The sequence below is a fragment of the Rhizomicrobium sp. genome (genome assembly GCA_037200045.1).
GTDB lineage: Bacteria > Pseudomonadota > Alphaproteobacteria > Micropepsales > Micropepsaceae > Rhizomicrobium.
Map to the genome: position 1 here is coordinate 1,507,626 of JBBCHM010000001.1, position 12,389 is coordinate 1,520,014.

A 12,389-nucleotide genomic window follows, 5' to 3' on the forward strand; every position below is an offset into this window, starting at 1 on the left:
CCCCCTTGTCAAATCAAGGGATTCCGGTCACATCCGCGCCCGATTTACGAGGGGCGGTCGATGGCGCAGGCAAGGACGGCGGCGAAGCCCGCAAAGGGCGCGGACCACGCCGTATCGCCTTTGGCTCCCAAGACTTATCCGGCCCTCCCGCCGCTGGCCGGCGTGCGCCTGTCCACCGGCGAGGCGGGCGTCCGCTACAAGAACCGCACCGACGTGCTCCTAGCGGTGTTCTCCGCCGGAACTCAAGTGGCCGGTGTCTTCACCAAGTCCAAGACCGCCTCGGCGCCGGTGGACTGGTGCAAGGCGAGCCTTTCCGGCGGCGGCGCCCGCGCCCTGGTGGTCAACAGCGGCAACGCCAACGCCTTCACCGGCAAGGCCGGCCTGGAGGGCGCCCGGCAGGTCGCCGAGTCGGCCGCCGCCATCGTCGGCTGCAAGCCGAGCGAGGTCTTCCTGGCCTCGACCGGGGTGATCGGCGAGCCGCTGCCGGCCGGCCGCATAACCAAGATCCTGGGCACGCTGGCGGAGGAGGGCGCCGCCGGCGGCTGGCGCGCCGCCGCCGAGGCGATCATGACCACCGACACTTATCCCAAGCTCGCCACCGCCCAGGCGACCATCGACGGCAAGCGGGTGACGATCAACGGCATCGCCAAGGGCTCGGGCATGATCGCGCCGGACATGGCGACGATGCTGTCCTTCGTCTTCACCGACGCGACGCTGCCGGCGCCGGTGCTGCAGGAATTGCTGAGCGCGGGCGTGAAGCCGTCGTTCAACGCCATCACCGTGGACAGCGACACCTCGACCAGCGACACGCTGCTGCTGTTCGCGACTGGCAAGGGTGCCAGCCATCCGACCATCACCAAAGCCAGCGACAAGCGGCTGAACGAATTTCGCCAGGCGCTCGACAAGGTGCTGCTCGGCCTGGCGCTCCAGGTGGTGCGCGACGGCGAGGGCGCGCGGAAGCTGATCCGCATCGACGTGACCGGCGCGGAGACCGACGACTCCGCCAAGCGCATCGCGCTTTCCATCGCCAACTCCCCGCTGGTGAAGACCGCCATCGCCGGCGAGGACGCGAACTGGGGCCGCATCGTCATGGCGGTCGGCAAGGCCGGCGAGCCCGCCGACCGCGACAGGCTGAAGATCAGCTTCGGCGCCCAGGTCGTGGCCGAGAACGGCGAGCGCTCGCCGAAATACAACGAGGCCGCCGCGACCAAGGCCGTGAAGGGCCGCGAGGTGGAGATCGCGGTGGACATCGGCCTGGGCAAGGGCTCGGCCCGCGTCTGGACCTGCGACCTGACCCACGGCTACATCGACATCAATGGCTCTTACAGGAGTTGATTCGTTCGAAATCGATGGAAATGTCCCGGTTCCTGGATAGAACGACATTCGGAATAGAACGACATTCGGAATTGAAGTAAGATTTATTTGTTGGAGTTAGACTCACGGTCCCGGCGTTTTGCCGGACTTGAATCGGTATCGATACCGGCCATGGCAGCACCTTTTTCCATTCGCGAATTCCTGCGCCGCGCATTCGGGGGCGGCAAGAAGCAATCGCCGTTCGAAAGCGAACAGGAGGCGTTCGAGTTCTGCGAGAGAGTCTATCGGGACACCGGCGGCATCACGCCGGAGTTGCGGCGCGCCTATAGCTTTTATCTGAAGAATTTCCATGACGACTGCCCGCCAGCCGCTGGACTTTCGTGAGGTCGTCATCTGTCCGCTGGCTCTAACGGCCGGATTCCCGAAATTTAAGTGCGGCGTCAGGGAAATCGACGATTGGTGCCGTTCAAAGGCATCGGAGCGCGACCGTACGAACAAATCGCGCGTGTTCTGTGCAACGCTGCGCGGCACGACGGACGTGGCCGGATTTTACTCGCTGTCGATGCGCGGCTCCGACTCCAAACTCATCGACGCCGAAATCGTGCGCGACTATAACGACGCCGGATTTGTCCCGTTCGTTTATATCGACTATCTGGCCGTGAACGCCGAATATCAACGTCGGCAACTGGGAACCTATTTACTGATGGACGCGCTGCGGCGCTGCCGTATCATCGTGCAGAACATGGGGTGTCTCGGGGTCGCACTTCACAGCCTCACGCCCGAAGCGACCGCCTGGTACAAGCGTTTCGGGTTTCGAGAGAGACAGAAGGGCGCAACACAGTTTCCCCTGATGGTCTTGCCGGCGCAAAGCCTGCTTGACCTTCCCGACGCCAACGCTTCTTGAATTGCTTCGGCGTGGCCGTGTGTCTTCCCGTCACCAAGTCCAGGCTGTCGTGCGAGGAAGTGAGAAATGACAAACACCCGCTATGACGTCGTCTTCGCCGATGCCGGCAACCGGCCGCTGACGCTCGACATCTATCGTCCGTCGGGCACCGGAAATGGCGCCGCGGCTCTCATGCTGCATGGCGGGGCCTGGGCACGCGGCAGCAAGGCCATGCTGGCGCCGCACGCGGCCGCGCTGGCCGCGCAAGGCTTCGTTGCCATCGTGTCGGAATATCGCCTGGTCGGCGAGGCGCGTTTTCCCGCGCAGATCCACGATGTGATGCGTGCGCTACGCTGGGTCCGCGGCCACGCCGGCGAACTCGGTTTCGACCCGGACAAGCTTTGCCTCGAAGGCCACTCCGCCGGCGGCCATCTCGCTTTGCTCGCGGCGGGCAGCGGCGACGATGCGCGGCTCGATCCGCCCGAGGGCGCGGGCGGCGTCTCGGCGGCGGTGGCGGCCGTGGCCGCGATCTATCCGCCGGTCCTCTTTTATGTCGGCGGCGAACGCCCAGCGGGCGGCGTCCCGGCGGCGGCTCTGCCCGGCGCGGAGATTTCGGCCGAGATGGCCGCGCTGGCCAGTCCGCTCCACCATATCGGGCCCGGCCTGCCGCCGGTCATGCTGCTGCACGGCGACGCCGACCGGATCGTTCCGGTCGACACCTCGCGCACCTATGAGGCGCGGGTGCGCGAGGCCGGCGGCAAGGTCGATCTTCACCTCTTCGCCGGCTTTCCGCACGGCTTCGCCAATCATCCGAAGGTGGTGCCGCAGGTCATGGCGATGATCGGCGACTTCTTCCGCCGCACGGTGGTCGAGCCCGACGCCTATGTCTTCGGCCCCTCGCGCTTCGAGCTCGCCGCGGCGCAAGGCTGAGCGTTCCCGCGTTCAGCCCGCCGTCAGCGCGTTCCACGCCGCGAGCGAGTCCATGTAGTCCCTCCACCACGCGATTTTCCGGTTTTCGATCCCGAGGATCGAGGCGAAGCGGTTGTCGTATGTCGCGCCCGTCGCGAGGATGGTCCCATGGACATCATACTCGATCACGACGACGCGGCCGTCCTCCGTCTTGTGCGCGATCAGCTTGTCCGCCGCCCGGAGCCTGATGTTGTCGCCATAGCCGGCGAACCGGGCCATCAGCTCGGCCCGCCCCCGCACGATGCGCGGCCAGCCGGGGAAGTCGTAGCGGACCTCGTAGACGATGTCCTCGGCGACGACATTGAAGAAGTGCTCGCCATCGACCAGATCGCCCAGCGCGCCCCGGACCAGATCGAAGTAAGGCCGGGCGGCATCATAGGCGGCATATTTCGAACTCGGCATTCCGGACTCTCCCATGTTTCGCGACGGCGTCTAGCCGTTGCCGAACTTCGCCTCGGCCGTCCTGACCGCCGCCATCGCCGCTTTGGCGCCGCGCCAGCCTTCGAAGGTGAGTTCCTTCCCGGTGCCGGCGATCGCGGCCTGGAAGAACCCCTCCAGCTCCTGCTTCATCGGCTTGGACAGCGACAGCACATCGCGCATGTTCTTCTGGCGCGGCGCCGCCATCGGCACAAACAGCACGCGGTCGTTGCGGAACGTCTTGCCGTGCTCGCGCTGGATGACTTCCAGCACGCCGACCGGCCGGCAGGGGATGACGACGCCCGGATAGCTCTCCCCGTCATGCAGCACCAGCGCGTCGAGCGGATCGCCGTCATCGGCTGAGCTCGACGGCACGAAGCCCCAGTCGAACGGATAGCGCAGCCCCAGGGTCAGCGGCCGCGACATGCGGAAGGCCTTGAGCTGTCCGTCATATTTGAACTTGGTACGGGCGCCGCGCGGGGTCTCGACCACGACATTGACGCCGCCTTCGTGAAAGCGGGAGGGAAGGTGGAGATAGTCCGTCATGCTCGAAGTTCCGCCGGATGCGCGCGACCGGTACGTCCGCCGTCCCGCGCCGACAAGCCGCCCCGGCGGCGAGGGCGCACATGCCGCAGCCGCCCAGGGCGTGCGTTCGACGGCCCCGAACGCAACTGCTACTTGTTAATCGCTCATTAGCACGGACCCCGCATCATGGAACGCACAAGCGCTAGGCTGGTTCTTGTCGCCGCCTGCGCCCTGATCGATCCGGATGGCCGCGTGCTCATCGCGCAGCGCCCGCCGGGAAAGGCGATGGCCGGGCTATGGGAATTTCCGGGCGGAAAGATCGAGCCGGGCGAGCGTCCGGAAGAGACCGCGATCCGCGAACTGCACGAGGAGCTCGGCATCGCGGTCAAGGAGCCGTGCCTGGCGCCCTTCGCCTTCGCCTCGCACGCCTATCCGGACTTCCATCTGCTGATGCCGCTCTATGTCTGCCGCCGCTGGGAGGGCACGCCGACGGCCCGCGAGCACAGCGCGCTCAAATGGGCCCGGCCGCGCGATCTGGCGCGGTATCCGATGCCGCCGGCGGACCTGCCGCTGATCCCGATGCTGCGCGATCTGCTCTGAGCCGCTTCGCGCGCGACGCCTCCGGCGCCACCGCGATCGAATACGCCCTGATCGCCAGCATCATTTCCATCGTGATCGTCACCGCCGCCACCAGCATCGGCACGACCCTGACCGTCTTCTTCACCTCGCTGGCCGGTCACCTCTGACGCCTGGCGGCGCATCGCCGGCCGGCAATTCCTTCGTCCCCAGCGCGTTCGCGAGCCGCGCCGTCGCGCTTCCCGGCTTCAGCGGTTTCTGCTGGCTCTCGTGCGGTGCCCAGCCGGTGAGGTACACGATGTCGAAAGTGGCGCGCAGCCTGCCGTCGGGATCGGCGAAGTGCCGCGCGTAATGCGCCAGCGCCGCCGCCAGCATGTCGCGCCGCATCGGCTTTCTGCTGCGCTCGACCAGCGCATTGGTCTCGCCCATGGCGCGCAGGTCGCGGATCAGCTGCATGAAATCGCCATAGCGCACGATCGTGCGCTCGACATCGGCGACGGGCAGGGCGAAGCCGGCGCGCTGCAACAGGCCGCCCAGGTCGCGCACATCGGCGAACGGCGCGACGCGCGGACTGACGCCGCCCTTGATCTCGATCTCCGCCGCCGCGAGCGACTGGCGCAGCTCCGTCAACGTCTCGCCGCCGAACAGCGCCGCGAGGAACAGCCCGTCGGGCTTCAGCGCGCGCCGCGCCTGCACCAAAACGCCGGGCAGATCGTTGACGGCGTGCAGCGCCAAATTGCTGGTGATCAGATCGAGCGACTCGGGCTCCGCGTCGACATGCTCGTTCGCATCGATGGTCAGTTCACGCCGGTGCGGAAAGCTCCGGGTCACAGCGTCGAGCCGCTCCGCCAGCCCCGCGATTGCCTCCTGTCGAAGAAACGCATCGCCCGCGATTTGCGCCGCCCGCGCAAGGTGCAGCGCGCGGGCCTTGTGGTCGAATATTCGCGGCGGTCCGTCGGTCATTGCGCTACACTAACGCCATGAGCGGAGGATTGCAGGGCGGCCTCAAGCGCGGCTTGACGAGAACGGGGCGGGCGGTGCTCGACCTCGTCTATCCGCCGCTCTGCATCGGCTGCCGCGCCCAGGTCGCCGAGCCGGGCGCGCTCTGCGCCGCCTGCTGGCGGAACATCCGCTTCCTCGACGGCCCGATGTGCGCGGCCTGCGGCGTGCCGTTCGACTTCGACCCCGGTGGCGACACGCTCTGCGCCGCCTGCCACGCCCATCCGCCGGCCTATGACCGGGCCCGCGCCATCATGCGCTACGACGAGGCCAGCCGGGGCCCGATCCTGGCCCTCAAGCATGGCGACCGGCTCGACCTGCTGCCCGCCTTCGCCCGCTGGCTCGACCGCGGCGGCCGCGCCCTGCTGGACGAGGCGGATGTCCTGGTTCCGGTCCCGCTGCATCCGAGCCGGCTGTGGACCCGCCGCTACAACCAGTCGGCGGAACTCGCGCGGTCCCTGGCCCGGCTCGCCGGCAAGCCATGCGACGTCCTGGCGCTCACCCGCGGCCGCGCCACGCCCAGCCAGGGCGCCATGCGCTCGGCCAAGGCGCGGCGGCGCAACATGCTGGGGGCGTTCAAGGTTTCGCCGCGCCTTAAATCGGCCATCGCGGCGCGTAACGTTCTTCTGGTCGACGACGTATTGACCACCGGAGCCACGGTCGACGCCTGCGCGCGTGCGCTAAAGCGCGCAGGGGCCGCGAAAGTCCTGGTTTTGGCGCTCGCCCGCGTTGTCCGTCCCACCGTGGGCGATATTATATAACCGTCACGGAGAGGTGCTTACGAGTCGCCCGCCATGTCCAAGATCAAGATCTACACGACCCCCATCTGCCCCTATTGCGTGCGCGCCAAGGCGCTCCTGAAGAAGAAGGGCGCCCCGTTCGAGGAGGTCGACGTCTTCATGGACGCCGACGCCCGCGCCGAGATGGAATCCAAGAGCGAAGGCCGCCGCAGCGTGCCGCAGATCTTCATCGGCGATACCCATGTCGGCGGCTGCGACGATCTCTACGCGCTGGAAAGCCAGGGCAAGCTCGACCCGCTTCTGGCGGGGTGACGATTTCGCCATTTCTGACCAAATGTCAGCGAAACGGCCCAGCTTTCGCCGCGTTGCATCCTCAGGTTCGGCTGGCTGAAGGGGAAAGTCTTGGAGGACGACCCCATGCTGGCATCTTGGCATGACCCGCAAAAGTTGTGTAAGCATGTCACCCGCGACCTGCGTCGCGGGGGAGCAGACACTGACCTTCGCAGCAAAAAAGAGCCACGGGCCTTCGACGTTCTCGCTGGAGCCCGCGATGCCTTCTGAGCCGTTTCGCGATCCGCCGTTGCGCGGTGCGGACTCGGGCAAATCCACCCGGCCTATCCCGCCGCCATCAGAGACTCGGCTGCTCGCAAAGCCGAAATCCGCCGGCCGGGCGACCGCCGCCATGGCGATCGGCGCGGCCATTCTTTTCGTGCTGGCCGTGGCGGTGGCCGGCCCCTTCCACTCCGAGAAGCTCATCCCGCCCGCGGTTCGCGAGAAATTGCTCCTGGTCATATTTGTGCTCTGCGCGATTGAAGTGATTTACGGCTTTGCGATGTATCGGAAAAATTCTTCGACCTGACTCAACGCTCGATGTCCACGCCGCTATGGCTCTACTCGATCATGCTCGGCACGGTGGGCGGCTCGCTCGCCCTGGGCTCGTTCGTCCGTGGTTATGAGCCTCAATATTTCGCGTACCTGCTGTGCCTGATCGGCATCCTGTCCGGACTGTCGTGGGGTCACTCCGCGATCTTGGCGATGCAACACGCCAATGCCGGCGGGATTCAATCGACATTTCAGGAGAAGAGCAATCGATGGAACTACGCCGCCGCTCTTTTGACGGCAGCGCTTGCCGCCGTCCAGGTCGCCGCGGCATAATTCTCGTTCTTGGCGCTGGCTGAGGGTAGATTTCGCGCATGTCGCAATCGTTCAAAGCCGCCTGTATCCAGCTCCGTTCCTCCGACGACGTCGTGGAGAACATCCGCGTCGCCTCCGAATTCGTCCGCGAGGCGAAAGGGAAGGGCGCGCAGTTCATCGCCACGCCCGAGAACACCACGCTGATGGCGCCCGATGGCGGCGCCAAGCTGGCGAGCAGCTATGACGAAGACCACGATCCGGCGCTGCCGGCGTTCCGCGCGCTCGCGGAAGAACTCGGCATCTGGCTGCTGATCGGCTCGCTCGCCATCAAGGTCAGCGACACCAAGACCGCCAACCGCCAATTCCTGATCGACCCCAAGGGGCGCATCGCGGCGCGCTACAGCAAGATCCATCTCTTCGACGTCGATCTGCCCTCGGGCGAGAAATACCGCGAATCCAACACCGTCGCCGGCGGCGACGAGGCCGTCCTCGCCGACACGCCCTGGGGCAGGATCGGCCTGTCGATCTGCTACGACATGCGCTTTCCGCAGCTCTACCGCGCGCTGGCGCAGAAGGGCGCCTTCCTGCTCACCGCGCCGTCGGCCTTCACCGAGACCACCGGCAAGGCGCATTGGCACATCCTTTTGCGCGCCCGCGCCATCGAGAACGGCGCCTTCGTGCTGGCGCCCGCCCAGGGCGGCACCCACGCCAACGGCCGCAAGACCTATGGCCACTCGCTCATCATCGCGCCCTGGGGCGAGATATTGGCGGAAGCCGGCACCGAGCCGGGCATCATCGTCGCCGACATCGATCCGGCGCTGTCGGCCGACGCGCGCGCCCGCGTGCCGAACCTGCGGCACGACCGCCCCTTCAAGGGCCCGTAATGCCACCCGCATGGTTAACGCCGCCGTCCTTGCCAGCGCGGCGGCGCAGGCGCTAAGCGTTGGCAATTGTCAAACCGGCCGGCGATTTCGTCGTGTAAGCTGGTGCCGGGACGGAAGAAGGCTCGGGCGTGATCGTTTACAATCTTCGCTGCAGGAATGCCCATGAGTTCGAGGGCTGGTTCCGCGACTCGGCGGCCTATGAGGAGCAGGCGAGGGGCGGCGCGCTGACCTGCCCGGTCTGCGACTCCCGCAAGGTGGAGAAGGCGATCATGGCGCCCGCCGTCGCCGGCGCGAAGAAGCCGACCGTCACCGCCGAGGAAGCCAGCAAGATGCGCCAGTTCATGACGGGCCTGCGCAAATATGTGCAGCAGAACGCCGACTATGTCGGCCCCAATTTCGCCGAGGAAGCCCGCAAGATCCATTACGGCGAAGCCGACGAGCGCCACATCTACGGCGAGGCCTCGATCGAGGAAGCCAAGGAATTGCTGGAGGAGGGCGTCGACGTCGCCCCGCTGCCGCCCGATCTCGACGGCGCGAACTGAGGCCGGGCTACCGGCTCGCCACCACCATGTAATTCACGTCTACATCGTCCGACAGCCGCCAGTCCCAGGCCAGCGGATCGAACGCCACGCCCTGCGTTTTCAACGGGTTGAGTCCCGCTCCTTGAAGTAACCGGCGAAGCTCCGCTGGTTCGACGAACCGGTTCCAGTCATGCGTGCCGGGCGGCAGCCAGCGCAGGACATATTCCGCTCCGATTTTGGCCAGCGCCAGGGATTTGAGCGTCTTGTTCAGCGTCGCCACGATCATCAGACCGCCCGGCTTCACCAGGTGGGCGCAGGCCATCAGATAAGCCTTGAGGTCGGCGACATGCTCGACCACCTCCATGTTGAGGACCACGTCGAAACCGAGCCCCTCGGCCGCCAGCGTCTCGGCGCTGGCGGCGCGGTAGGTAATGGGCAGGCCGGCGGCATGGGCCTTGGCGGTGCCGATGTTCTTCTCCGAGGGATCGACGCCCGTCACCGCGAAGCCGAGCCGGCTCATCGGTTCGCTGAGCAGCCCGCCGCCGCAGCCGATATCGAGCAGGCCGAGGCCCTCGAACGGCTTCAGCCCCGAACGGCCGAAATGCGCGGCGGCGGTATCGCGGATGAATTTGAGCCGGACCGGATTGAACTTGTGCAGCGGCGCGAACTTGCCGGCCGGATCCCACCACTCCGCCGCCATGGCCGAGAATTTGGCGACTTCGGCGTCGTCTACCGTCGGATCGATCATGGTCGTCATGGCGAAGGAATAGCACAAGGTCCGTGGTCTTGGCGCCGGTGTCGCGCCATGCGACGCTGGTGCCGCGCCGGCGTCTCCTGCGGCCCTGTCCACCGATCGTTCCAACGAATTCGTGGAGGACTCATGCGCATTCTCCAAACCATCTTCACGGTCGCGGCGTGGCTTTGTCTGGTCGGTGCCGGGCCCATGGAGGCCGCGCCGGCGCGGAAGATCGTGCTGCCTCCCGTGGTGGCGACACTTTCCGTCGGCGCCGTGATTGTCCCCGCCAGCGATCCTGGCCGATTCAATCTGCTGATCGATGGCACCCCTCGGGCCGCCGGGGTCGGAAACGGCGGCTCGACGGCGGCGATCGTGTTGCCGCCCGGCACGCATGCCGTGAGCGTCACGGCGGCCGGTGGAACCGTTCTCTCGAACTATCAGGACGTAATAGGCGGAAACTGCGCCGCAAGCGGTGCGGTCCATCTCGGCGTCGGGCAGCACGCCAGTTGCACGGTCACGCTTACGCGGTTGGGGCAGCAGCAGCACGGTTCCTGGGTGCGCGGACCTGGAACCTACACCTTCACGGCCTGCGCCAATGGCGGCGCGTGCAACGTCGTCGCCGCGCCGGGCCAGTCCGTCGCCGTCACGTTCGAGGTGTGGGGCGCGGGCGGCGGCGGTGGCGGCGGCGAGGACGGATCGATCGCCGCCGGACGCGGCGGCGGCGGTGGAGGGGGCGGCGGCTACGCAAAAACCGTCGCGACGGTTGCAATCCCGCAAGTTGGCGTCACCAGGCTTTACGTAATCGTCGGCGCGGGCGCCAGCGGCGGTCTCACCGCGAGTTCGAACGCCAATCAGATGAACGGAGGCTATGGCGGCAACACAGTGGTTTGGACGGACGCGTTCTACGGCACGCAACTCGTTCGGGCGACCGGCGGCGCCGGAGGCGGGACCGGAGTCGGCCCGTCCTACGGTTACAACGGCGGCCAGGGCGGCGGTCCCGGCAGCGGTTCGACGAATGGCTGGTCCGGCACCGCGGGCTATCACGGCGGCGTCACCAGCGGCTGCAACGGCGCGGGCCGGCGGCCTTGGCGGCGCCGGCGGCGGCCCGGGTCGCACCGGGCCCGGCTACGTCAATGACGGCGGCCAGGGCGGCCACGGCGGGTATCATCGCGGCGGCTTGTTCTCCTGCAATTCGGCGCACATGAATTACCAGATCTCGGACGGCAGCCCCGGCGGCAACGGCAAGATCGTCGTGAGCTGGTAAGCGCGCCGCGCAACCGTATTGGCCGCAGGCGTCTGCGTTGAGCATTGGCGCCCCGCCGTCTATGTATCGGCCGGAAACGCGCGCACCCTTAGGATCGATGGCGAAGATCGCGATGAAATTCGGCGGCACCTCGGTGGCCGACCTGGACCGCATCCGCCATGTCGCCACCCTGGTGAAACGCGAGCGCGACCGCGGCAACCAGGTCGCCGTCGTGGTCTCCGCCATGGCGGGCGAGACCAACAAGCTCGTCGCCTGGTGCAACGACATCGCCAAGGCGCCCGGCTCCAACGCGCATGCCATCCCCGACCCGCGCGAATACGACGTCATCGTCGCGACCGGCGAACAGGTGACGAGCGGGCTTCTCGCGGTGGCGCTGGGCGCGATCGGCGTGCCGGCGCGCTCCTGGATGGGCTGGCAGATTCCGCTGCGCACCTCCTCGGTGCACGGTTCCGCCCGCATCGAGGGCATGGATGCCGAGCTGATGAACGAGAGCCTGGCCCGGGGCGAGGTCGCCGTCGTCGCGGGGTTCCAGGGCGTCGCCGCGCATGACCGCATCTCGACGCTGGGCCGCGGCGGCTCCGACACCTCCGCCGTCGCGGTGGCGGCGGGATTGCGGGCCGACCGCTGCGACATCTACACCGACGTCGACGGCGTCTACACCACCGACCCGCGCATCGTGCCCAAGGCGCGGCGGCTGGAGAAGATCGCCTTCGAGGAAATGCTCGAAATGGCCTCGCTCGGCGCCAAGGTCCTGCAGACCCGCTCGGTCGAGATCGCCATGCTTCACCGCGTTCCGACCCGCGTATTGTCGACCTTCGACCCCGACGCGGGCGGCACGCTTCTCTGTGACGAGGAAGACATCGTGGAAAAGAAACCGGTCACCGGCATCGCCTATAGCCGCGACGAGGCCAAGATCACCCTGCACAAGATCCCCGACCGCCCCGGCATCGCCGCGGCGATCTTCGGTCCCTTGGCGGACAGCGGCGTCAATGTCGACATGATCGTCCAGAACGTCTCGGAGGACGGCAAGAAGACCGACCTCACCTTCACCGTGTCGCGCAGCGAGCTGGCGCGCGCTCTGTCGTCGATCGAGAAGGCGGCCGAGCAGATCGGCTATCGCGAGATGACGCACGACGCCGACGTGGCGAAGGTCTCGATCATCGGCATCGGCATGCGGGCCCATCCCGGCGTGGCGCAGACCATGTTTCGCACGCTGTCGGAGAAGGGGATCAACATCCAGGTGATTTCGACCAGCGAGATCAAGGTCTCCGTCCTGATCGCCGAAGAATATGTCGAACTCGCGGTACGCGCGCTGCATTCGGCGTATGAATTGGACGTGGCGTGACGGCGATGCGCATCATTACCTCTCCCGCTTGCGGGAGAGGTCGAAAAATGCGCAAGCATTTTTCGGGTGAGGGCCCACCCGC

General features: G+C 66.9%; 17 protein-coding genes. 13 read left to right on the forward strand and 4 right to left on the reverse strand.

Features of this window, described 5'->3' with window-relative positions; all coding sequences use genetic code 11:
- Positions 1-60 precede the first annotated feature (60 nt).
- From argJ to WDM86_07055, 4 genes are all read left to right on the forward strand, one after another.
- Positions 61-1,335: a bifunctional glutamate N-acetyltransferase/amino-acid acetyltransferase ArgJ gene (gene argJ / locus WDM86_07040; protein MEI9989779.1), complete on the forward strand. Its 1,275-nt coding sequence runs from the start codon at positions 61-63 to the stop codon at positions 1,333-1,335.
- Between the two features lie 150 nt (positions 1,336-1,485).
- A complete protein-coding gene (locus WDM86_07045; GenBank protein ID MEI9989780.1) occupies positions 1,486-1,698 on the forward strand; it encodes a hypothetical protein in 213 nt (70 codons plus the stop codon).
- Positions 1,664-2,218: a GNAT family N-acetyltransferase gene (locus WDM86_07050; protein MEI9989781.1), complete on the forward strand. Its 555-nt coding sequence runs from the start codon at positions 1,664-1,666 to the stop codon at positions 2,216-2,218. Before WDM86_07045 ends, WDM86_07050 begins: the two co-directional genes overlap by 35 nt.
- A 66-nt stretch (positions 2,219-2,284) precedes the next feature.
- A complete protein-coding gene (locus tag WDM86_07055; GenBank protein MEI9989782.1) occupies positions 2,285-3,127 on the forward strand; it encodes an alpha/beta hydrolase in 843 nt (280 codons plus the stop codon).
- Between the two features lie 12 nt (positions 3,128-3,139).
- Here WDM86_07055 and WDM86_07060 read toward each other — a convergent pair whose 3' ends face one another.
- Both WDM86_07060 and WDM86_07065 read right to left on the reverse strand, forming a co-directional pair.
- Positions 3,140-3,568 carry a nuclear transport factor 2 family protein gene (locus tag WDM86_07060; protein ID MEI9989783.1) on the reverse strand — a complete coding sequence of 143 codons (429 nt, stop codon included), beginning with the start codon at positions 3,566-3,568 and terminating at the stop codon, positions 3,140-3,142.
- A gap of 30 nt (positions 3,569-3,598) precedes the next feature.
- Positions 3,599-4,129 carry an inorganic diphosphatase gene (locus WDM86_07065; GenBank protein ID MEI9989784.1) on the reverse strand — a complete coding sequence of 177 codons (531 nt, stop codon included), beginning with the start codon at positions 4,127-4,129 and terminating at the stop codon, positions 3,599-3,601.
- Positions 4,130-4,294: 165 nt separating this feature from the next.
- Here WDM86_07065 and WDM86_07070 point away from each other — a divergent pair, with 165 nt between their 5' ends.
- Complete coding sequence (locus WDM86_07070; GenBank protein MEI9989785.1) at positions 4,295-4,708, forward strand: (deoxy)nucleoside triphosphate pyrophosphohydrolase; 414 nt, start codon at positions 4,295-4,297, stop codon at positions 4,706-4,708.
- A gap of 120 nt (positions 4,709-4,828) precedes the next feature.
- On the opposite strand, the gene WDM86_07075 is transcribed toward WDM86_07070, so the two are convergent.
- Complete coding sequence (locus WDM86_07075) at positions 4,829-5,647, reverse strand: methyltransferase domain-containing protein (protein MEI9989786.1); 819 nt, start codon at positions 5,645-5,647, stop codon at positions 4,829-4,831.
- A 17-nt stretch (positions 5,648-5,664) separates the two neighbouring features.
- Here WDM86_07075 and WDM86_07080 point away from each other — a divergent pair, with 17 nt between their 5' ends.
- From WDM86_07080 to WDM86_07105, 6 genes are all read left to right on the forward strand, one after another.
- Positions 5,665-6,444, forward strand: a complete 780-nt coding sequence (locus WDM86_07080; GenBank protein MEI9989787.1) for a ComF family protein — start codon at positions 5,665-5,667, stop codon at positions 6,442-6,444.
- 33 nt (positions 6,445-6,477) lie between these two features.
- Positions 6,478-6,735 carry a glutaredoxin 3 gene (gene grxC, locus WDM86_07085; GenBank protein MEI9989788.1) on the forward strand — a complete coding sequence of 86 codons (258 nt, stop codon included), beginning with the start codon at positions 6,478-6,480 and terminating at the stop codon, positions 6,733-6,735.
- A 145-nt stretch (positions 6,736-6,880) separates the two neighbouring features.
- A complete protein-coding gene (locus WDM86_07090; protein ID MEI9989789.1) occupies positions 6,881-7,282 on the forward strand; it encodes a hypothetical protein in 402 nt (133 codons plus the stop codon).
- An 11-nt stretch (positions 7,283-7,293) separates the two neighbouring features.
- Entirely contained in the window at positions 7,294-7,578 is a 285-nt protein-coding gene (locus WDM86_07095) for a hypothetical protein (GenBank protein MEI9989790.1), read from the forward strand.
- A gap of 38 nt (positions 7,579-7,616) precedes the next feature.
- A complete protein-coding gene (locus tag WDM86_07100; GenBank protein MEI9989791.1) occupies positions 7,617-8,441 on the forward strand; it encodes a carbon-nitrogen hydrolase family protein in 825 nt (274 codons plus the stop codon).
- 128 nt (positions 8,442-8,569) lie between these two features.
- The gene (locus WDM86_07105; GenBank protein ID MEI9989792.1) at positions 8,570-8,983 is read left to right on the forward strand and encodes a DUF1178 family protein; all 414 of its coding nucleotides are present in this window, start codon (positions 8,570-8,572) and stop codon (positions 8,981-8,983) included.
- 7 nt (positions 8,984-8,990) lie between these two features.
- Here the strand turns inward: WDM86_07105 and ubiG are convergent, their stop codons facing one another.
- Positions 8,991-9,719, reverse strand: a complete 729-nt coding sequence (gene ubiG, locus WDM86_07110; GenBank protein MEI9989793.1) for a bifunctional 2-polyprenyl-6-hydroxyphenol methylase/3-demethylubiquinol 3-O-methyltransferase UbiG — start codon at positions 9,717-9,719, stop codon at positions 8,991-8,993.
- A 123-nt stretch (positions 9,720-9,842) separates the two neighbouring features.
- Between ubiG and WDM86_07115 the strand changes: the two genes are divergently transcribed.
- Both WDM86_07115 and WDM86_07120 read left to right on the forward strand, forming a co-directional pair.
- Positions 9,843-10,835: a hypothetical protein gene (locus tag WDM86_07115; protein ID MEI9989794.1), complete on the forward strand. Its 993-nt coding sequence runs from the start codon at positions 9,843-9,845 to the stop codon at positions 10,833-10,835.
- Between the two features lie 224 nt (positions 10,836-11,059).
- Positions 11,060-12,307 (forward strand): aspartate kinase, encoded by a 1,248-nt coding sequence (locus WDM86_07120; protein ID MEI9989795.1) that lies wholly within the window; start codon positions 11,060-11,062, stop codon positions 12,305-12,307.
- Positions 12,308-12,389 lie beyond the last annotated feature (82 nt).

What these genes read in the sequence shown, in the direction of transcription:
- argJ (MEI9989779.1), top strand. Translation starts at nt 61, where the DNA reads ATGGCGCAGGCAAGGACGGCGGCGAAGCCCGCAAAGGGCGCGGACCAC.
- WDM86_07045 (MEI9989780.1), top strand. Translation starts at nt 1,486, where the DNA reads ATGGCAGCACCTTTTTCCATTCGCGAATTCCTGCGCCGCGCATTCGGG.
- WDM86_07050 (MEI9989781.1), top strand. Translation starts at nt 1,664, where the DNA reads ATGACGACTGCCCGCCAGCCGCTGGACTTTCGTGAGGTCGTCATCTGT.
- WDM86_07055 (MEI9989782.1), top strand. Translation starts at nt 2,285, where the DNA reads ATGACAAACACCCGCTATGACGTCGTCTTCGCCGATGCCGGCAACCGG.
- WDM86_07060 (MEI9989783.1), bottom strand. Translation starts at nt 3,568, where the DNA reads ATGCCGAGTTCGAAATATGCCGCCTATGATGCCGCCCGGCCTTACTTC.
- WDM86_07065 (MEI9989784.1), bottom strand. Translation starts at nt 4,129, where the DNA reads ATGACGGACTATCTCCACCTTCCCTCCCGCTTTCACGAAGGCGGCGTC.
- WDM86_07070 (MEI9989785.1), top strand. Translation starts at nt 4,295, where the DNA reads ATGGAACGCACAAGCGCTAGGCTGGTTCTTGTCGCCGCCTGCGCCCTG.
- WDM86_07075 (MEI9989786.1), bottom strand. Translation starts at nt 5,647, where the DNA reads ATGACCGACGGACCGCCGCGAATATTCGACCACAAGGCCCGCGCGCTG.
- WDM86_07080 (MEI9989787.1), top strand. Translation starts at nt 5,665, where the DNA reads ATGAGCGGAGGATTGCAGGGCGGCCTCAAGCGCGGCTTGACGAGAACG.
- grxC (MEI9989788.1), top strand. Translation starts at nt 6,478, where the DNA reads ATGTCCAAGATCAAGATCTACACGACCCCCATCTGCCCCTATTGCGTG.
- WDM86_07090 (MEI9989789.1), top strand. Translation starts at nt 6,881, where the DNA reads ATGTCACCCGCGACCTGCGTCGCGGGGGAGCAGACACTGACCTTCGCA.
- WDM86_07095 (MEI9989790.1), top strand. Translation starts at nt 7,294, where the DNA reads ATGTCCACGCCGCTATGGCTCTACTCGATCATGCTCGGCACGGTGGGC.
- WDM86_07100 (MEI9989791.1), top strand. Translation starts at nt 7,617, where the DNA reads ATGTCGCAATCGTTCAAAGCCGCCTGTATCCAGCTCCGTTCCTCCGAC.
- ubiG (MEI9989793.1), bottom strand. Translation starts at nt 9,719, where the DNA reads ATGACGACCATGATCGATCCGACGGTAGACGACGCCGAAGTCGCCAAA.
- WDM86_07115 (MEI9989794.1), top strand. Translation starts at nt 9,843, where the DNA reads ATGCGCATTCTCCAAACCATCTTCACGGTCGCGGCGTGGCTTTGTCTG.
- WDM86_07120 (MEI9989795.1), top strand. Translation starts at nt 11,060, where the DNA reads ATGGCGAAGATCGCGATGAAATTCGGCGGCACCTCGGTGGCCGACCTG.